The sequence below is a fragment of the Rhodococcus quanlei genome (assembly GCF_055231015.1).
The window spans coordinates 35,681-53,567 of sequence record NZ_JBUYWD010000021.1 but is presented as its reverse complement, the minus strand read 5'-3'; the positions used below and the strand labels follow the sequence as shown (position 1 = coordinate 53,567).

At 65.1% G+C, this 17,887-nt stretch carries 17 protein-coding genes; 12 read left to right on the top strand and 5 right to left on the bottom strand.

The annotated features are described in order from the left end of the window. Positions 1-16: 16 nt before the first annotated feature. Positions 17-1,528 (bottom strand): LCP family protein, encoded by a 1,512-nt coding sequence (locus tag ACZI8Q_RS15540; protein WP_463374448.1) that lies wholly within the window; start codon positions 1,526-1,528, stop codon positions 17-19. A gap of 67 nt (positions 1,529-1,595) precedes the next feature. Between ACZI8Q_RS15540 and rfbD the strand changes: the two genes are divergently transcribed. Genes rfbD through ACZI8Q_RS15520 form a run of 4 tightly spaced genes read left to right on the top strand, consistent with a single transcriptional unit; the run spans position 1,596 to position 5,216 of the window. Then, positions 1,596-2,435: a dTDP-4-dehydrorhamnose reductase gene (gene rfbD, locus ACZI8Q_RS15535; protein ID WP_463374447.1), complete on the top strand. Its 840-nt coding sequence runs from the start codon at positions 1,596-1,598 to the stop codon at positions 2,433-2,435. Between the two features lie 42 nt (positions 2,436-2,477). Further along, positions 2,478-3,377 carry a glycosyltransferase family 2 protein gene (locus ACZI8Q_RS15530; RefSeq protein ID WP_463374446.1) on the top strand — a complete coding sequence of 300 codons (900 nt, stop codon included), beginning with the start codon at positions 2,478-2,480 and terminating at the stop codon, positions 3,375-3,377. Further along, positions 3,367-4,446 carry a mannose-1-phosphate guanylyltransferase gene (gene manB, locus ACZI8Q_RS15525; RefSeq protein WP_463374445.1) on the top strand — a complete coding sequence of 360 codons (1,080 nt, stop codon included), beginning with the start codon at positions 3,367-3,369 and terminating at the stop codon, positions 4,444-4,446. The genes ACZI8Q_RS15530 and manB overlap by 11 nt, the downstream gene beginning before the upstream one ends. Then, positions 4,446-5,216 (top strand): SGNH/GDSL hydrolase family protein, encoded by a 771-nt coding sequence (locus ACZI8Q_RS15520; protein WP_463374444.1) that lies wholly within the window; start codon positions 4,446-4,448, stop codon positions 5,214-5,216. Before manB ends, ACZI8Q_RS15520 begins: the two co-directional genes overlap by 1 nt. Here the strand turns inward: ACZI8Q_RS15520 and ACZI8Q_RS15515 are convergent. Genes ACZI8Q_RS15515 through cofD form a run of 3 tightly spaced genes read right to left on the bottom strand, consistent with a single transcriptional unit; the run spans position 5,195 to position 8,162 of the window. Then, positions 5,195-5,761 carry an NUDIX hydrolase gene (locus ACZI8Q_RS15515; RefSeq protein ID WP_463374443.1) on the bottom strand — a complete coding sequence of 189 codons (567 nt, stop codon included), beginning with the start codon at positions 5,759-5,761 and terminating at the stop codon, positions 5,195-5,197. The genes ACZI8Q_RS15520 and ACZI8Q_RS15515 overlap by 22 nt on opposite strands. 47 nt (positions 5,762-5,808) lie before the next feature. Then, a complete protein-coding gene (locus tag ACZI8Q_RS15510; protein ID WP_463374442.1) occupies positions 5,809-7,179 on the bottom strand; it encodes a coenzyme F420-0:L-glutamate ligase in 1,371 nt (456 codons plus the stop codon). After that, on the bottom strand, positions 7,176-8,162 hold the full coding sequence (gene cofD / locus ACZI8Q_RS15505) for a 2-phospho-L-lactate transferase (protein ID WP_463374441.1): 987 nt from the start codon (positions 8,160-8,162) through the stop codon (positions 7,176-7,178). Before cofD ends, ACZI8Q_RS15510 begins: the two co-directional genes overlap by 4 nt. Positions 8,163-8,677: 515 nt before the next feature. On the opposite strand from cofD, the gene ACZI8Q_RS15500 reads away from it, so the two are divergent. After that, positions 8,678-8,911 carry a WhiB family transcriptional regulator gene (locus tag ACZI8Q_RS15500; protein WP_463374499.1) on the top strand — a complete coding sequence of 78 codons (234 nt, stop codon included), beginning with the start codon at positions 8,678-8,680 and terminating at the stop codon, positions 8,909-8,911. A gap of 9 nt (positions 8,912-8,920) precedes the next feature. On the opposite strand, the gene ACZI8Q_RS15495 is transcribed toward ACZI8Q_RS15500, so the two are convergent. Next, a complete protein-coding gene (locus tag ACZI8Q_RS15495) occupies positions 8,921-9,415 on the bottom strand; it encodes a metallopeptidase family protein (RefSeq protein ID WP_463374440.1) in 495 nt (164 codons plus the stop codon). A 113-nt stretch (positions 9,416-9,528) separates the two neighbouring features. Here ACZI8Q_RS15495 and ACZI8Q_RS15490 point away from each other — a divergent pair, with 113 nt between their 5' ends. The 7 genes from ACZI8Q_RS15490 (at position 9,529) to ahcY (ending at position 17,843) form a co-directional block, all read left to right on the top strand. After that, positions 9,529-9,924 (top strand): DUF3499 domain-containing protein, encoded by a 396-nt coding sequence (locus ACZI8Q_RS15490; protein WP_463374439.1) that lies wholly within the window; start codon positions 9,529-9,531, stop codon positions 9,922-9,924. Positions 9,925-9,984: 60 nt separating this feature from the next. Further along, the gene (locus ACZI8Q_RS15485; RefSeq protein ID WP_463374438.1) at positions 9,985-11,358 is read left to right on the top strand and encodes a phosphomannomutase/phosphoglucomutase; all 1,374 of its coding nucleotides are present in this window, start codon (positions 9,985-9,987) and stop codon (positions 11,356-11,358) included. A gap of 50 nt (positions 11,359-11,408) precedes the next feature. After that, a complete protein-coding gene (locus ACZI8Q_RS15480) occupies positions 11,409-12,485 on the top strand; it encodes a tobH protein (RefSeq protein ID WP_463374437.1) in 1,077 nt (358 codons plus the stop codon). After that, the gene (manA, locus tag ACZI8Q_RS15475) at positions 12,485-13,723 is read left to right on the top strand and encodes a mannose-6-phosphate isomerase, class I (protein WP_463374436.1); all 1,239 of its coding nucleotides are present in this window, start codon (positions 12,485-12,487) and stop codon (positions 13,721-13,723) included. Before ACZI8Q_RS15480 ends, manA begins: the two co-directional genes overlap by 1 nt. A gap of 61 nt (positions 13,724-13,784) precedes the next feature. After that, positions 13,785-14,705 carry a cation diffusion facilitator family transporter gene (locus ACZI8Q_RS15470; RefSeq protein WP_463374435.1) on the top strand — a complete coding sequence of 307 codons (921 nt, stop codon included), beginning with the start codon at positions 13,785-13,787 and terminating at the stop codon, positions 14,703-14,705. Positions 14,706-14,737: 32 nt separating this feature from the next. Continuing rightward, entirely contained in the window at positions 14,738-16,288 is a 1,551-nt protein-coding gene (locus ACZI8Q_RS15465) for an amino acid permease (protein WP_463374434.1), read from the top strand. 70 nt (positions 16,289-16,358) lie between these two features. Next, positions 16,359-17,843 (top strand): adenosylhomocysteinase, encoded by a 1,485-nt coding sequence (gene ahcY, locus ACZI8Q_RS15460; protein WP_463374433.1) that lies wholly within the window; start codon positions 16,359-16,361, stop codon positions 17,841-17,843. The last annotated feature ends 44 nt before the right edge of the window (positions 17,844-17,887 follow it).

Here is a 17,887-nt window from a genome sequence, read left to right as displayed (position 1 = left end):
CTGGTGCGCGCCCACATCAGTTGACGCAGCGCGGTCCTTCGGTGCCTGCATCGATCGGTCGTCCCGGCGGCGCAGGTGTGGGGGAGGTGGACGCGTTTCCCGTTCCTGACGAGGATTCGGCCGATGCGGAGCTCGAGTTTTCGGCGCTCGTAGGTCCGCTGTAGTCGTTCGAGAGGACAACGTGCACGGTTCCCTCGGGAAGCGACGTATCCGATTCGATCGCAATGTCGCCCAGTTTCGCTGCGACTGCGGCAGCGCCCTCGTCGTTTTCCGAGTGTGCGAACACGGTCGATTCGGACAGCGCTTCGCCTTGGTAGTTCGCGACCTCGCCTTGGCCGTAACCGGCGGAGCTCAACACGTCGGCCACGTCGCCGGCGAGGCCTCCGACACTGCCGGCGTTCGACACGTTCACGGTCACCGTCGACGGCTCGATGTTCGGTGCCTCTGTGGTCGTCGTCTCCACGGATTCGGGTTCTTCGCCGACCAGCCTGGCGATGTACTTCTTCACTTCGTCCGGCTCGACCCGCACGATCGATTCGCCGTAGTCGGTCATGCCGTTGATGTCGGCAACGGGAATCGTTTGGAACTTGACCGCACCGCCGGCGAGATCCTTCAGTTTCTGCGCGAAATCGACGATGTCCCACCCTTCGTCGAGGACCACCGAGCGCTCCACCGCCGAGGAGAGCTCGCTCAGCTTCGACGGATTACTGAGTGTCTCCGCGCTGAGGACCTTGTTGACCAGCGAGGCCATGAATACTTGCTGCCGCACGATTCGGTCGAGGTCGCCGCGTGGAAGCGCGTGTCGTTGACGGACGAAGCTCAGTGCGTCGGCGCCCTGCAGGGTCTGTTCGCCGGCCTCGAAATCGGCCCCGGACAGCGGTTCGTACACGTCGTCGTTGAGGCAGACGTCGACACCTCCCACCGCGTTGGTGAGGAGCACGAATCCGAGCAGCCCCACTTCGGCGTAGTGATCCACCGTGATTCCGGTGAGATCGGCCACCGACTCGATGAGGGCCTCGCGCCCTGCCTCGGTCGACTTCTTCTCGGCTTCCTCGGGTGTGGCACCGTTCTCGACGGCCTCGAGTCGTGTGGTCTCCTTCGTCGCGCCATACGCGGCATTGATCTTCGACATGCCGAGACCGGGCACCTTCACGTACGAGTCCCGGGGGATGGAGATCGCCGTGGCCGAACTGCCGTCGTTCGGAACACGGATCAGGACGATCGTGTCGGTGTTCGATGCGACTTCCTCGCCCGCGCGAAGCATCGCCAATTCCTGCTCCGACAACGGATTGCCGTGCGCATCGGTCCGGCTGTCGGTGCCCACCATCAGAATGTCGACAGCGCCGTCTTCACCACCGCCCAGCCCCAGCCCGCCGGCCGTTGCGAGGTTGTTGCGCAACGAGTCGATGCTCTGCCACGCAAATCCGGTGATGACCAACGCCAGTACGGACAGAACAGCGAGGGCGATGCGACCCGTACGCCGCGGGGGCGCCGAATGCGCGTCGGTGGTTCGCGAGTCGTGTGGCACGAAAACAAGGTTACTGGTCGGGGTCTGTGGGTTCGGGAGGCGCAAAGGGCGTGCCAGACTGTTGTTCGTGACGCAGATTTTGGTGACCGGCGCCAACGGCCAACTGGGGAGCAAGGTCGTCGCGCGTGCCGCTGCCCGGGGTTTCGACGTGCGAGCAGCAGGGTCCGACGACCTCGACATCACCGATGCGCAGGCGGTGAACGAGCAGGTCGAGCCGGGATCGATGGTGATCAACTGTGCCGCGTACACGGCAGTCGATGCCGCCGAAGCCGACGAGGAACAGGCTCGCGTGGTCAATGCGACAGGCCCGGAGAATCTGGCGCGCGCGTGCGTGGCGGTAGGCGCCGACCTGATTCATGTCTCCACCGACTACGTCTTCTCCGGAGAAGCGGACACTCCGTACGAAACGGACGCCCCTACCGATCCCCGCACTGTGTACGGTCGTACCAAACTTGCGGGTGAACGGGCCGTCCGTCACGTCATGCCGACAGCTCGGATCGTGCGCACGGCCTGGGTGTACACCGGCACCGGTTCCGATTTCGTCGCAACGATGCGACGGCTCGAGTCCGAGCGCGAGACTGTGAATGTCGTCACAGACCAAGTGGGTTCGCCCACGTTCGCCGGTGATCTGGCCGACGGGCTCGTCCAGTTGGCCGAATCCGGTGCCGGCGGCGAGACCGTCCTCCACGCAACCAACGCCGGCGAAGCGAGTTGGTTCGACCTGGCCCGGGCCGTGTTCGAGGAAGTGGGCGCCGACCCGAACCGGGTTCTGGGCTGTACCAGCGCCGAGTTCGTGCGGCCGGCGCCGCGACCGGCCTATTCCGTGCTGTCCGGGCGCGCCTGGGCAGCGGCGAAGTTGCGTCCCCTGCCGCACTGGCGTGATGCTCTCCGCACTGCTCTTTCCTGACACGGTGAGGTGCTGTCGCGGAGAACGGCTACGCTTGCCCGCGTGAGTTCGAAGCTGGCCGTGGTGACGGTGACCTACTCGCCTGGCGAGCATCTGGAGCATTTTCTGGAGACCCTCAGCGTGGCGACGACAGAAAAGCCGCTGGTGATCATGGCGGACAACGGTTCGACCGATGGCGCACCCGAAGCCGCCGCCGCGGCCCACGACCGTGCGAGGTTGCTGCATACCGGTGGCAACATCGGCTATGGCGGCGCGATCAACCGCGCGGTGGCCGAGATCGACGAGGACATCGAGTTCGTCGTCGTGGCCAATCCGGACGTGCGCTGGAGCCCCCGGTCGATCGACGACCTGCTGGCCGCGGCGCAGCGCTGGCCCCGTGCGGGGGCACTCGGCCCGCTCGTTCGCGAGCCGGACGGCAGCGTCTATCCGTCGGCGCGTCAGGTGCCCGACCTGGTGTCCGGTGCCGGACACGCGGTGTTGGGTTCGGTATGGCCGTCCAATCCGTGGACTCAGCGCTACCGCCAGGAGAACGAAGCGGTCAGCGAACGTTCGGTGGGCTGGTTGTCCGGCTCCTGCTTGTTGATGCGCCGCGCAGCATTCGATGCGATCAACGGGTTCGACTCCCGGTACTTCATGTACATGGAGGATGTGGACCTGGGGGATCGACTCGGCAAGGCCGGCTGGCTCAACGTGTTCGTCCCGACCGCAGAGGTGACCCACGCGAAGGGGCACGCGGCCGGTCGGCATCCGGAACTGATGTTGCCGGCCCATCACCAGAGTGCCTACCGGTTCCAGGCGGATCGGCACCCGCACTGGTGGCAGGCACCGATTCGCTGGGGGTTGCGGGGCGGGTTGGCTGCGCGGTCGCGGATCGCGGTCGCCGCTGCAGTGCGCGAACGACGTAGGGAAGAGAACGAGGGTGTGACCACACATGGCAATTGAGAAGAACACCGACGCGGTCGTACTGGTAGGTGGCAAGGGCACACGGTTGCGTCCGTTGACGTTGTCGGCACCCAAGCCGATGCTGCCCACAGCGGGGCTTCCGTTTCTCACACACCTGCTGGCCCGCATCGCGGATGCCGGCATCGAGCACGTCGTGCTGGGAACCTCGTTCAAGGCCGAGGTGTTCGAGGAACACTTCGGCGACGGGTCGAAACTGGGCCTCGAGATCGAGTATGTGACCGAGACCGATCCACTCGGCACCGGCGGCGGCATCCGCAACGTGCTCCCGAAACTGCGTGGCGAGAACGTCATGGTGTTCAACGGTGACGTTCTGGGCGGCACGGACCTGTCCGGCATCCTCGACACGCACGTCACCACCGACGCCGACGTCACCTTGCACCTGGTGCGAGTGGGGGATCCGCGCGCATTCGGCTGCGTCCCCACCTCCGAGGACGGTCGCGTCACCGCGTTCCTGGAGAAGACACAGGATCCGCCGACGGATCAGATCAATGCCGGTTGCTACGTGTTCAAGCGTTCGGTGATCGAGCAGATCCCGGAGGGGCGTGCGGTATCGGTGGAACGCGAAGTGTTCCCGGCGTTGTTGGCCGAGGGCGCGCGTGTGTTCGGCCATGTGGACAGTTCGTACTGGCGCGACATGGGAACGCCGGAGGACTTCGTTCGCGGCTCGGCCGACCTCGTTCGTGGCATTGCGCCCTCGCCGGCGCTCGAAGGCCCGCGCGGTGAGTCGCTCGTCCACCCCGGTGCCGGTGTGGCGCCGGGGGCCGTGCTGATCGGCGGAACAGTGGTCGGTCGCGGAGCCGAAGTCGGTGCCGGGGCACGGCTGGACGGTGCGGTCGTGTTCGACGGAGCGGTGGTGGAAGCCGGTGCGACGGTGGAACGAACCATCATCGGGTTCGGTGCCAGGATCGGGCCCCGGGCGCTGGTCCGTGATGCGGTGATCGGTGACGGCGCCGACGTGGGCGCCCGTTGCGAACTGCTGCGCGGCGCGCGAGTGTGGCCGGGTGTGGTGTTGCCGGACGGTGGTGTCCGCTTCAGTACGGACGTCTGATGAGTACTCACGATTATCAGCGGTATGTGGCCGTGGGCGACTCCTTCACCGAAGGCGTAGGCGACCCGGACGAGCGCTACCCGAACGGGCTCCGCGGTTGGGCCGACCGTGTTGCGGAACAGCTTTCGGTGAACAATCCCGAGTTCACCTATTCGAATCTGGCTGTGCGCGGGCGGCTACTGGTACCGATCGTCGACGAGCAGGTCGACGCTGCGGTGGCGTTGCGACCGGACCTGGTGACGATTTATGCGGGCGGGAACGATCTCATGCGTCCAGGCATCGACCTGGATGCGATCGTCGGGTACTACGAGTCCGGCATCGCGAGGCTGGCCGCTTCCGGCGCAAGAGTGTTGGTGTTCACTGCCTACGACGCCGGCTGGGCGCCCGTGTTCGGGATGCTGCGGGGGCGAGCTGCCATCTACAACGAACTCGTGCGTGAAGTCGCCGAGCGCTACGGTGCCACCGTGGTCGACTTCTGGCGGTTCGCCGAGTATCAGGACATGCGGATGTGGGACTGGGACCGGTTGCACATGTCCAGCGCCGGTCACCAGAACATGGCGGCGCGTGTGCTCGATGTCCTCGGAATCGACCACGACGCCGTCCGCCTCGATCTCGGACCCGCACCGGAACCGGACAAGCCCGCACAACTTCGCTCGGATCTGCTGTGGACCAAGGACTTTCTGCTGCCGTGGATCGGTAGGCGGGTGCGCGGCACATCGTCCGGCGACGGTGTGAGCGCGAAGCGACCTCAGCTCGAGCGGGTTCGTTGACGCTGCTCGGCCCGCTGAACGAGATTGTCGATCGTATCCTTCTCCGCCCCGGCAGGAAGGTCGCCGACGGGGAACCATTGCAGGTCGATGGACTCGTCGCTGCGCAGGATGCGCGCGCCGTTCGTGGCCCGCACCACGAACCGTAGGTCGAGGTGACGGGTCGGGCGCCCGAGGGAACACGTGATCGGATGCGTATGCGCAGACAAGAGGTTCGGATCGATGGCCAGGTCGTGAATACCCGACTCCTCGCGAGCCTCACGCAAAGCCGCATCGACCACGGTGTCGTCGGATTCCTCGCAGTGACCACCCAGCTGTATCCACCGGCCGACCTTGGGATGCAGTGTCAGCAGCACGTGTTCACCGGCCTCGTCGAGGACGATCGAGGACGCGGTGATATGACCTGGAGCGTGTTCGCGTAGGCATCCTTCGGGTGCCGAATCGAGAAACGCCAGCATGGTGTGCCGCAGCGATTCGTCTGCGGGGTCGGACGGACGCCAATTGTCGAGCTGTAGGACAGCCGAATCGTGCAGAGTCCGGGCGCTCATCGCTCTCCTGTGTTCATTGTCCGGCCGCGTTCACCGTTCGACCGCGTTCACAGTTCTACCAGGGCGTCGCCGGCTCCTACGGGTTCACGCAGGGTCAGCGGCTCGGTCGGGTGTCCGACGGCGATGGCGCCCAACGGCTCCCAGTCTTCGGGCAGGTCGAGGACGCTGCGGACGAGGTCCGCGGCGAAGATGGTCGACCCGATCCAGCAACTCCCGAGCCCCTTGGTCGCCAGCGAGACCAGGAGGCCCTGCACCGCGGCACCCACGGCGACGGTGAACATCGTCGATTCGGCTGCGGTTCGGCGCGCGTCCGGATACGAATGCGCACCGTCCGGTACGCAGAACGGAATCAGGACTTCGGGGGCATCGAAGAGGATGTTCCCTTTCGCCACCCGCCGGTCGACCGAGTCGGCGGGCGCGCCGTCGCCGGTCAGGTCGGAGCGCCACTGTTCGCGCATCGCGGTCAGAAGACGGTTACGTACGTCGTCCGTACGCAACCACACGAAGCGAACCGGTCTGGTGTGGTGCGGTGCAGGCGCCGTGAGCGCCTCGTCGACGGCGCCGCGCACGATGTCCGGGTCGACGGGCTGGTCCGAGAATCGGCGAATCGAGCGGCGCAGCAGCAGTGCCTCTGAACGACCCCGCGCGAACGACTCCTCGGTCCCGAGCCAGAACAGGTCTTCGGCGCCCTCGCGAACGAGAGTGCGCGCAGTGGAGCCGTCGTCGTGCGGCGACAGGCCTCGCAGAACGGCCACGGGGACACCGCCCAGTTTGCCCTTCACCAGGTCTCCGGCCGCTGCGATCTCGTCCGCTATCGCGACCTCGGTGACGAACAACTCGTTGCCCTGCCCGTCGACGGCACCGGCGTAGGCGTGCAGGACCGGCAGTCCGGACGATCCGATAGCAGCGTCGATCTGACCGGTGCGCCAGGCGCGGCCCATCGTGTCGGTGATCACGACACCTACCGTCACGCCCAACAGGTCCCGGATGCGCTCGCGCAGGGCGCGTGCGCTCGCATCGGGATCCGTGGGGAGGAGGGCCAATTCGCCGCCGTCCACGTTGGAACCGTCGATACCGGACGCAGCCTGGACGATGCCGAGACGATTCTCGGTGATGAGGGTCCGGCCTTTGCGTGCAAGCACGCGAACCGCCTCCTGATCGACCAGCCGTCTGCGCGCTGCATCGCGCTCGTCGGGGTCGGTGGGGGACACGACGATGCGGCCCTCGACCTTCGAGACCACTTTGCTCGTGACGATCACGATGTCGTCGTTCGCCAGCCAGGGTGCGGCTGCCGCCACGGCTGCCGCCAGGTCGTCACCCGGCCGGAACTCGGGGAGCCCGGCGACGGGTCGCAGTTCGATGCAGCCGCCCGGTGCGTGATCGACTCCCGCGAGGTCGTCGGTCGGATCGTGTGTCACAGGGCCAGTCCAGCCATGTCGAACGCGACCTGCACCATGTTTGCGGTGGTTTCCGGGTCGGTCATGATCAGCGGAATGCTGCGAACGTCCACACCCGGGACGTCTGCGGTGTCGGTGTCGTGGACCAACCAGCCGTCGAGTAGGCCGGTGTCCGAACGTGCGCCGTAATAGCGGCCGACGGCTTCTGCGGACGTCTCGACGCCGATGGTGTTCAGGCACTCGTCTGCCATGCCGCGCAGCGGTTTTCCGCCGACGACCGGAGAAAGTCCGATCACCGTGGCTGCCGTGGTGCGCAGGGCGCCGCGGATGCCCGGCACCGCGAGAATGGCGCCGACGCTGACGACGGGGTTGGACGGCGCAATCAGCACGATGTCGGCGGATTCGAGCGCCTCGAGCACGCCGGGAGCCGGCTTCGCTTGCTCTGCACCTATGTGCGCGAAACTGTGGGTGTCCACCTGAGCGCGGTGCCGCACCCACCATTCCTGGAAGTGGACGGCTTTCTGCTCGCCGTCCTCGGGATCGGTGATGACGACGTGTGTTTCGCTGCGGTCGTCGGTGACCGGAAGGAGCGCCACGCCGGGCTGCCAGCGGTTGCACAGCGCCTCGGTCACGGCCGAGAGAGGGTATCCGGTACGCAGCATCTGGCTACGGATGAGGTGCGTCGCGATGTCTCGATCGCCGAGGCCGAACCAGTCCGGCTTCGCGCCGTATGCGGCCAGTTCTTCCTTGGCGTTCCATGTTTCGCCGACATGACCCCAGCCGCGCTCGGTGTCGATTCCGCCGCCCAGGGTGTACATGCACGTGTCGAGGTCGGGGCAGATTCTCAGCCCGTGCATCCAGACGTCGTCGCCGACATTGACCACCGCAGTGATCCGATGCGCGTCGTCCTCACCTCCTTTGCCAGGGAACCTGCTCAGGAAGCTCTGCACGCCTTGTAGGAATCGCGCCCCGCCGACGCCGCCAACCAATACAGTCACGTTCACGGCCCCGAGCCTATTCGTATCGGAGAACTACGTCGTTCGGGGAGGGTGCGCAACTTCGCCGCAAACCATTTGCCGCGACGTGTGGAGGAGGCTGCGCTCGAGTACCGAAGGGCGGCGCGAAATAGTAATGGAGATTTACCCGTTCGCTTGACCGCGACACGCTGGACGTGTGTAATCACAGCTATGTCATTCGGTTGTTGCGAGGTGGAATCGCTTGCAGCACCTATCGATTCGAACGAGCGTTCGAACGCCGTGAATGCGGGTTCGGTACGAGATCGAGTTGCGGCATGGTTACCGAGTTCGCACGAGCTCGGCGGACCGAACAAGAAGAATGTCTGCGCAATCGAAGGTTAGGAGGCGAAACGATGCCCAGTGAGCATGTCGAGTTCGTAGCTCGCAACAGCGCAATGAGCGGAGAATCGCAGACCAATTCCGAAGTGGGCGCAGCCGAGGGCGCACCCGCACACGAGCCGGTCGATCGGCCCACGTTGAGTCTGGTTCCCGGATTCGACGAAATGTTCGACACGATCGAGGATCAGTGGCAGGAACGTGCCCTGTGCGCGCAAACCGACCCCGAGGCCTTCTTCCCCGAAAAAGGTGGCTCCACGAGAGAAGCCAAACGAATCTGCCTCGGATGCGAAGTCAAGGACGAGTGCCTCGAGTCCGCATTGGCCAACGACGAGCGGTTCGGAATCTGGGGTGGTCTTTCCGAGCGTGAGCGCCGTCGCCTCAAGCGCGGCATCGTCTGACAGGTTTCGTCAGTCGTCGTCTTCGTCCGGCAGGGTGGGGTCGATGACATCGGGGGCGACGCCCAGGTAGGTGCTCACCTGGTGCACCAGAACGTCGTGGACGAGTTCCGCGAGTTCGTCCGGATCCTCTGCTCGCCGTTCGAGGGGGCGCCGGAACAGCACGACACGAGCACGCGTCGCGGCGCCGTGCCGGTCGATGCCCGCCGGAATGAGTCTGGACAACGGAACGGGGCCGTCGGCAACCACTTCGTCCGGCCAGTTGACCGAGTCCGGGTCCAGTGCGCGAATCTTCGGTACCTCGTCGACTGCGATGTCCAGCTTGGTCAGACGGTTGTGCCACATGGCGTCGATGGGGACGAAGGCGTCGAGCACCACGAGATCGAACATTTCCGCGCGTGTGCGACGTGCAGGCACATCGGGGGGAAAGACGGAACTGCGAAGCCCACGACCCCGCCGATCCACGGATCGACTGCTGGTCGGTCGTCTGCGTCCGGGTCGGGCCATGCACGGGACATTACGGCACCGGTCGTCGCGCGCCGGTGATCACGGATCGCATTCGGATTTGCCCGGTGTGTCCGAGTAGGTCTGCGACGAGGAGAGGACTAGGGTTCCCAACTGTGAGATCTCTGCGTCGATGCTGCCGCCCCGGGTGCAAGAACTCGGCTGTCGCGACGCTCACGTATGTCTACTCGGACTCCACGGCCGTCGTCGGGCCGCTCGCTACGGTGGACGAGCCGCATTCGTGGGATCTGTGCGAGACGCATGCGTCGCGCATTACGGCACCCAAGGGCTGGGAGCTGGTTCGGTACGAAGGTGGCTTCTCGTCGAGTACCCCGGACGAGGACGATCTGACGGCACTCGCGGAAGCAGTGCGGGAGGCCGGCCTGGGGGACCGCGGCAGCGGTGAGCAGGACGAACCTGCCGACGAGGGTGTGTCGGCGTCGGTCCAGTCCGCGAACATACGCACCGGCCGTCGTGGCCATCTGCGGGTGCTGCCCGATCCTGCCAACTGACGGCCCGGCCGCACGAGGCATTACGCTTGCGCCAGCACTGGTGTGAAGGAGAAATCAGAAGTGGCGCGATCAGCCGAGTCCGTTGACGCCGTGATCAAGGCATATGACGTGCGGGGAGTTGTCGGTGAACAAATCGACGCCGACCTCGTGCGGGAGGTGGGCGGTGCGTTCGCACGGCTCGCCCGCGGAGACGACGACGGTGTCGACCGTGTCGTCATCGGGCACGACATGCGAGATTCGTCCCCGGAACTGTCGCAGGCATTCGCTGAAGGAGTCACTGCGCAGGGCCTCGACGTGGTTCACGTCGGCCTGGCCTCGACGGACCAGTTGTACTTCGCTTCCGGTCTTCTCGACTGCCCGGGCGCAATGTTCACCGCGAGCCACAATCCGGCGCGGTACAACGGCATCAAGCTGTGCCGTGCCGGAGCCAAGCCGGTCGGTCAGGACACCGGACTCGCCACCCTCTCTTCCGAACTGGTGGCCGGCGTACCGGGGTTCGACGGTGCCCCCGGATCCGTCACCGAGCGGAATGTGCTCGAAGACTACGCATCGTTCGTTCGTGGCCTCGTCGACCTGTCGGAACTGCGTCCACTCACCGTGGCAGTCGATGCCGGCAACGGGATGGGCGGGCACACCGTTCCCGCGGTCTTCGGACCGCTTCCGCTGACGGTGAAGGACCTGTTCTTCGAACTCGACGGAACGTTTCCGAACCACGAGGCCAACCCCCTCGACCCGGCGAACCTGGTGGATCTGCAGCGCCACGTCCAGGACACGGGCGCCGACATCGGGCTCGCCTTCGACGGTGACGCGGACCGATGCTTCGTCGTCGACGAGCGCGGTCTGCCGGTGTCACCATCTGCTGTGACGGCGTTGGTCGCAGAGCGCGAGCTGACCAAGGAGCCGCGCGCGACGATCATTCACAATCTGATCACCTCGCGTGCGGTGCCGGAGTTGGTCACCGAACTCGGGGGCACGCCGGTGCGGACCCGGGTGGGACACTCGTTCATCAAGGCGCAGATGGCACAAACCGGCGCGGTCTTCGGGGGCGAGCACTCGGCGCACTACTACTTCCGCGACTTCTGGGGTGCGGACTCGGGAATGCTCGCTGCATTGCACGTTCTTGCCGCTCTCGGCGAGCAGGACCGACCGCTGTCCGAGCTGATGGCGAAGTACGAGAGGTACGCGGCCTCGGGAGAGATCAACTCGACCGTCGCCGACGCATCCGAACGCACCGAGGCCGTGGTGGCGGCGTTCGCCGACCGGACCAACTCGGTGGACCGACTCGACGGTGTGACGGTGGACCTGAACGGCAACAGCTGGTTCAATCTGCGGGCCTCCAATACCGAACCGCTGCTTCGGTTGAACGTGGAGGCACCGACCACCTCGGACGTCGAGGCATTGGTGGCTGAGATACTGGGCATCGTGCGGGCCTGACTGCCATAGTTGAAGTAAGCGCAAGTGACGAGGAAAGGGGGTGCGGTGCCATGACAGCGCCGATGCCCCTGTTGGACCTCGACGACGGTGACGCACTGGTGGGTGCTGACGTCGACGGGATGCTGCGGTCGGCGGCGACGGGCGGTGCCCAGATTCGGGCCACTCACTTTGCCGTGCAGGAGGGAGTCCTCGACCGGTTGAGTGGCCTGCGCCCACGCAGCGTCGTGCTGGTCACCGGGGCCGGACGAGCTGGGCGGGCTGCGTCACTGGTCACCGCTCTACTGGGCCCTCATATCGGCTTTCCCCTTGTGCACGCATCGCACACTCCACGGTGGGTCGGATCTCTGGACGTCGTGGTTGTCGCCGGCGACGACGCTGGTGACCCTCGGCTCGCAGACGCCGTCGACGGCGCGCTGCGGCGCGGAGCCGAAGTCGTGGTTGCCGCCCCGGACGAGGGGCCCGTGCGCGGGGCGTCTGCCGGTCGGGCGATGGTGCTGCCGCCGCGAATTCCGACGGCACTGCACCATGGGCTGTCGCGTTTCTGTGCGGTGTACCTCGCCGTCGTGACGACACTCGAATCTAAGCCGAACACTGCTCTTGCGAATCTGCCCGAGCTGGCGGATGCAGTTGATGCGGAAGCACTGCGCGACAGCCCGGTCAACGAGGTTTTTCACAACCCGGCGAAGTCGCTGGCCGCCCGCATGCACGGTCGCCGAATCGTTCTCGTCGGGGACACCGAACCCGCCGTCGAACTTGCTCGTGCGGGGGCCGAGGCGTTGCTGTACTCCGGCCGGGTCGCAGCGGCCGCCGAACTCGCCGATGCGCTGCAGGCAGGTGCCGCGTTGGCGTCGCCGGTGGTCGACTCGCCGCACAGCGATCCCATCTTTCACGATCCGGATCTCGACGGTCCGACCGGTGACGAACCGGTCAGATTCTTCGCCCTCGCCTCGCGCACCTCTCGGCACGCCACCGAGCGGCGACTGACCGGGCTTCCGGACGGTGTGCTCGTCGTGACCGACCCGGACGAGGTGGGTGAGGCTGCGCCATGCGAGTTCGAGCAGGCGGCAGTGCTCGCTACGCGCCTCGACATGGCGGCTGCATACCTCCGATTGACGGGCGGGCGCTAGTGCACCTACTCGAAGGTGCGCTGCGCTCGTACGCCTGGGGTTCGCGCACCGCTATCGCCGAACTGCGCGGACTGCCGGTGCCCGCACCGCATCCGGAAGCCGAATTGTGGTTGGGTGCCCATCCAGGCGACCCGGCTCGCGTCGTCACGGGCGACGGAACGCAATCGTTGCTCGATGTGGTCGACGCCGACCCCGTCGGCCAGCTCGGAGCGGATTCGGTGGATTCGTTCGGTGCGCGACTCCCCTTTCTGCTGAAGCTGCTGGCAGCGGAGGAGCCGCTGTCACTGCAAGCACATCCGAGTGCGGAACAGGCGCGGGAAGGGTTCGAGAAGGAGAACGCGGCGGAGATCCCGCTCGATTCTTCCGTACGCAACTACCGGGACAACAGTCACAAACCGGAACTCGTCGTCGCTCTCAGTACGTTCGACGCACTGGCAGGTTTCCGTGATCCGCGACGTACGGTGAAGCTGCTGAGCGCGATCGATGTACCCGAGCTCGAATCGTATGCGGGTCTGCTTGCCGGGCAGCCGGATTCGGATGGCCTGCGGGCGCTGTTCACGACCTGGATCACGTTGCCCCCGCCTGTGCTGGCTTCACTGATGCCGGCGGTTCTGGAAGGTTGCGTGCGTTATCTGGCAAGTGGTGGCGACTCCGAGTTCGTGTCGGAGATCCGCACCGCGTTGGAACTCGGGGAGGCATATCCCGGCGATGCCGGAGTGCTCGCATCGTTGTTGCTGAACCGCATCACACTAGAGCCCGGCCAGGGGCTGTATCTCGATGCCGGGAATCTGCACGCATACCTGCACGGCACAGCCGTCGAGATCATGGCAAACTCCGACAACGTGCTGCGTGGCGGTCTGACTCCCAAGCACGTGGACGTGCCCGAACTGTTGAAGGTGCTCGATTTCGAAACGCTGGATCTGCCGGTGCTCGAGGCCGACCGGTTCGGTAACGCGGTCGAGTTCGGCTATGCGACACCGGCACCCGAATTCACCCTCTCCCGACTCGAGTTGTCGTCGGACACTCCGGGTATGTGCACGCACACGCTGGAATCCGGCGGACCTCGGATTCTGCTGTGCACCGGTGGACATGCACGCCTCACCAGCGGGGAAGGGGAGCTGTACCTCGATCAGGGTGCTGCCGCCTGGCTCTCCGCAGCCGACGCTGCCGTGACGGTCGAGGCGCGTGATCCGGACACACAGGTGTTCTGCGCAACGGTGGGTACGCCCGTCGCGTAGCCTGTGATCCGCCCCACGTCATATTCGATGCGGGCGCGAGGCTCCACGGAAGGAGTTGCCGGTGTCGGCACATGGGGGTAAGAAGGCGATTCTCGCGGCGCTCGGCGCGAATGCGGGTATTGCAGTCGCCAAGTTCACCGGGTATCTCATCACGGGATCGTCGTCGATGCTCGCCGAGTCCGTGCACTCGGTGGCCGACACGTCGAACCAGGGTCTGCTGCTACTCGGACAGAAGCGGGCCGAGCGTGAGGCAACCGACCTGCATCCGTTCGGGTACGGGCGCAATCGGTATTTCTACTCCTTCGTCGTCGCACTCGTACTGTTCACCCTCGGCTCGATGTTCGCGATCTACGAGGGTATCCACAAGATTCAGCATCCCGAGGATCTGTCGTCCCCGATAGTGGCTGTGGTCATCTTGCTGGTGGCCATCGGGTTGGAAACGTTCAGCTTCTACACGGCGATGAAGGAATCACGACCGATGAAGGGCGCCAAGAGTTGGTGGTCGTTCGTTCGGACGTCCCGCAGCCCGGAACTTCCCGTGGTGCTTCTCGAAGACTTCGGCGCCCTGGTCGGACTCTTCCTCGCCCTCGGTGGCGTCGGATTGTCCATGCTCACCGGCGATCCCGTGTGGGATGGCATCGGGACCCTCTGCATCGGTGCACTCCTGGGCGTCATCGCGATCATCCTCATCATCGAAATGAAGAGCTTGCTGATCGGTGAAGGAGCGACCCCGGACGAAGAACGTCGTATCCGTGCTGCCCTCGTCGACGGCTCCGATATCGAGTGCATCATCCACATCAAGACTCAGTACATCGGGCCGGAGGAAATGCTGGTGGCGGCGAAGTTGGGCATTGCCCGCGGGTCCGACATCACGGAGATCGCCGCGGCGATCGACGGCGCAGAAGCTCGAGTGCGCGAAGCGGTGCCGTCGGCGCGCATCATCTACCTGGAACCGGACTTGCTCAGGCCGGTGAACCCCTAGGCTGACGGCGGCGACGGACGAAGGAGACAACTGTGGTCGATTCGGACAAGCGCGCATCCGGGTTGTTTCGCACCAAGTCGATCGAGCAGTCGATCGCCGACACAGACGAACCGGGTAAGAAGCTCCGGAAAGATCTGACGTCCTGGGACCTGATGGTGTTCGGTGTCGCAGTCGTCATCGGTGCCGGAATCTTCACACTGACGGCACAAACTGCCGGAAACGTCGCGGGGCCGTCCGTTTCTCTCGCCTTCGTGATCGCGGCAGTGGCATGTGGTCTCGCGGCCCTGTGCTACGCCGAGTTCGCCTCGACGGTGCCCGTCGCCGGCAGTGCATACACGTACTCGTACGCGACATTCGGTGAGTTCGTGGCGTGGATAATCGGTTGGGACCTCGTTCTCGAGTTCACACTGGCCGCGTCGGTGGTGGCCAAGGGGTGGTCGCTGTACCTTGCCGACGTCCTCGCAGATGTGGTGTCGCCGACGGTGATGATCGGCTCGGTCCAGTTCGACTGGGGTGCTGTTGCGATCGTCGCGCTCATCACCGGCTTGCTGGTGACGGGAACGAAGCTGTCGTCGCGGGTGTCACTGGTGATCACCACGATCAAGGTGGCGGTGGTGCTGCTCGTGGTGGCGGTCGGCGCGTTCTATATCGACACCGACAATTACTCGCCGTACATTCCGCCCTCCGAGAGCAGCGACACCGGGTCCGGCATTCACCAGTCGCTCCTCTCCATGCTGACCGGCGCCGGCGGCAGCACATTCGGCTGGTACGGACTCCTCGCAGCTGCGAGCCTGGTCTTTTTCGCGTTCCTCGGATTCGACGTGGTGGCTACCACCGCGGAGGAGACGAAGGAGCCGCAGAAGGCGCTGCCGCGTGGCATTCTCGGGTCGCTGGTCATCGTCACCGTGCTGTACGTGGCCGTGACGGTCGTTCTGAGCGGGATGGTCGACTACCGCGAGCTGTCCGGTGAGGGCGCGACGCTTGCGACGGCATTCGGGATCCACGGGCTGGACTGGGCGAGCAACGTCATCTCGTTCGGTGCGCTGATGGGACTCACAACGGTTGTGATGGTCCTGTTGCTCGGCCAGACACGTGTGCTGTTCGCGATGTCACGCGACGGTCTGGTGCCGCGCGGCCTGTCCACCACCGGCCGTCATGGCACTCCCGTACGCATCACACTCGTCGTCGGTGTCGTCGTCGCGGCGCTCTCCGGTCTCTTCCCGATGTTCACTTTGGCAGAGATGGTCAACATCGGGACGCTCTTCGCTTTCGTGCTCGTATCGATCGGTGTCGTGGTGCTACGCAAGAAGCGCCCCGATCTCGAACGTGGGTTCCGGGTGCCGTTCGTGCCGTGGATTCCGATTCTTGCCGTGGTCGCGTGTCTGTGGCTGATGCTCAACTTGTCGGTCGAGACCTGGCTTCGCTTCGTCGGTTGGATGGTGATCGGCATGTTCGTCTACTTCTTCTACAGTCGGCACAACTCCGTTCTCGGCAAGCGGAGTGCTGGTGTCGGCGAAGATGATTCGACGGGACCGGACGATTCCGATGCCTCCGGTGCCGCGGCGGCGACCTCGGCGGACTAGGTGAGGTGCGTGAACGGCGCCGACTACCGATAACCTTGGGCGAACAGCAGCAGCCAACCAGGAGAGGCAGATGACGACCTCAGACTCCACCGCACCGACGGTGACCCATCTCAACGGGATCGACTTCACGGTCGCGGATCTCTCGCTCGCCGAGTTCGGCCGTAAGGAAATCCGGTTGGCCGAGCACGAGATGCCGGGCCTCATGGCGTTGCGCCACGAATACGCAGAGGTACTGCCCCTGAAGGGTGCCCGTATCTCGGGCTCCCTGCACATGACCATCCAGACTGCGGTCCTGATCGAGACGCTCTCCGCGCTGGGCGCCGAGGTCCGCTGGGCGTCGTGCAACATCTTCTCCACCCAGGACCACGCTGCGGCTGCCGTCGTGGTCGGTCCGCACGGCACTCCGGAGGAGCCCCAGGGTATTCCGGTGTTCGCATGGAAGGGCGAGACACTCGAGGAGTACTGGTGGGCAGCCGAGCAGATGCTCACCTGGCCGGACGCCGACAAGCCCGCCAACATGATTCTCGACGACGGCGGTGACGCCACCATGCTGGTGCTCAAGGGCGCGCAGTTCGAGAAGGCCGGTGTGGTTCCGCCGACGGACGACGATCAGGACTCCGACGAGTACAAGGTGTTCCTCGCCCTGTTGCGTGCTTCGCTCGAGGCCGACTCGACGAAGTGGACCCGCATCGCCGAGTCGGTGAAGGGCGTGACCGAGGAGACCACGACCGGCGTCCTGCGCCTCTACCAGGTTGCGGCTGCCGGTGAGCTGACGTTCCCGGCGATCAACGTCAACGACTCGGTCACCAAGAGCAAGTTCGACAACAAGTACGGCACCCGCCATTCACTGCTGGACGGCATCAACCGCGGTACGGACGTTCTGATCGGCGGCAAGGCTGCCCTCGTCTGCGGCTACGGCGACGTCGGTAAGGGTTGCGCGGAGGCGCTGCGCGGACAGGGTGCGCGCGTCGCGGTCACCGAGGTCGACCCGATCAACGCGTTGCAGGCGCTCATGGACGGATACGAGGTCAAGACCGTCGAGCAGGCCATCGGCTGGGCCGACATCGTGATCACCTCCACCGGCAACAAGGACATCATCACGTTCGAGCACATGAAGCAGATGAAGCACCAGGCGATCCTGGGCAACATCGGCCACTTCGACAACGAGATCGACATGGCCGGCCTCGAACGAGCCGACGATGTCACGCGCGTCAACATCAAGCCACAGGTCGACGAGTTCACCTTCGCCGACGGGCACTCGATCATCGTGTTGTCCGAAGGGCGTCTGCTCAACCTGGGCAACGCCACCGGACATCCGTCGTTCGTGATGAGCAACAGCTTCTCGAACCAGGTCATCGCGCAGATCGAGCTGTGGACCAAGCCGAACGAGTACGACAACGAGGTGTACCGACTCCCGAAGCACCTCGACGAGAAGGTCGCGAAGATCCACGTCGAGGCTCTGGGTGGCAGCATCACCAAGCTCACGAAGGATCAGGCCGAATACATCGGTGTCGACGTGGAAGGGCCGTACAAGCCCGAGCACTACCGCTACTGATACCCGCGTGTCCCTCCTCCGGTCGGCGCCGTTCGGCCGGAGGA

Excerpts from the sequence above, each read along its gene's own strand:
- ACZI8Q_RS15520 (WP_463374444.1), top strand. The coding sequence starts at position 4,446 with ATGAGTACTCACGATTATCAGCGGTATGTGGCCGTGGGCGACTCCTTC.
- ACZI8Q_RS15480 (WP_463374437.1), top strand. The coding sequence starts at position 11,409 with ATGACAGCGCCGATGCCCCTGTTGGACCTCGACGACGGTGACGCACTG.
- manB (WP_463374445.1), top strand. The coding sequence starts at position 3,367 with ATGGCAATTGAGAAGAACACCGACGCGGTCGTACTGGTAGGTGGCAAG.
- ACZI8Q_RS15500 (WP_463374499.1), top strand. The coding sequence starts at position 8,678 with ATGTTCGACACGATCGAGGATCAGTGGCAGGAACGTGCCCTGTGCGCG.
- ACZI8Q_RS15515 (WP_463374443.1), bottom strand. The coding sequence starts at position 5,761 with ATGAGCGCCCGGACTCTGCACGATTCGGCTGTCCTACAGCTCGACAAT.
- ahcY (WP_463374433.1), top strand. The coding sequence starts at position 16,359 with ATGACGACCTCAGACTCCACCGCACCGACGGTGACCCATCTCAACGGG.
- ACZI8Q_RS15495 (WP_463374440.1), bottom strand. The coding sequence starts at position 9,415 with ATGGCCCGACCCGGACGCAGACGACCGACCAGCAGTCGATCCGTGGAT.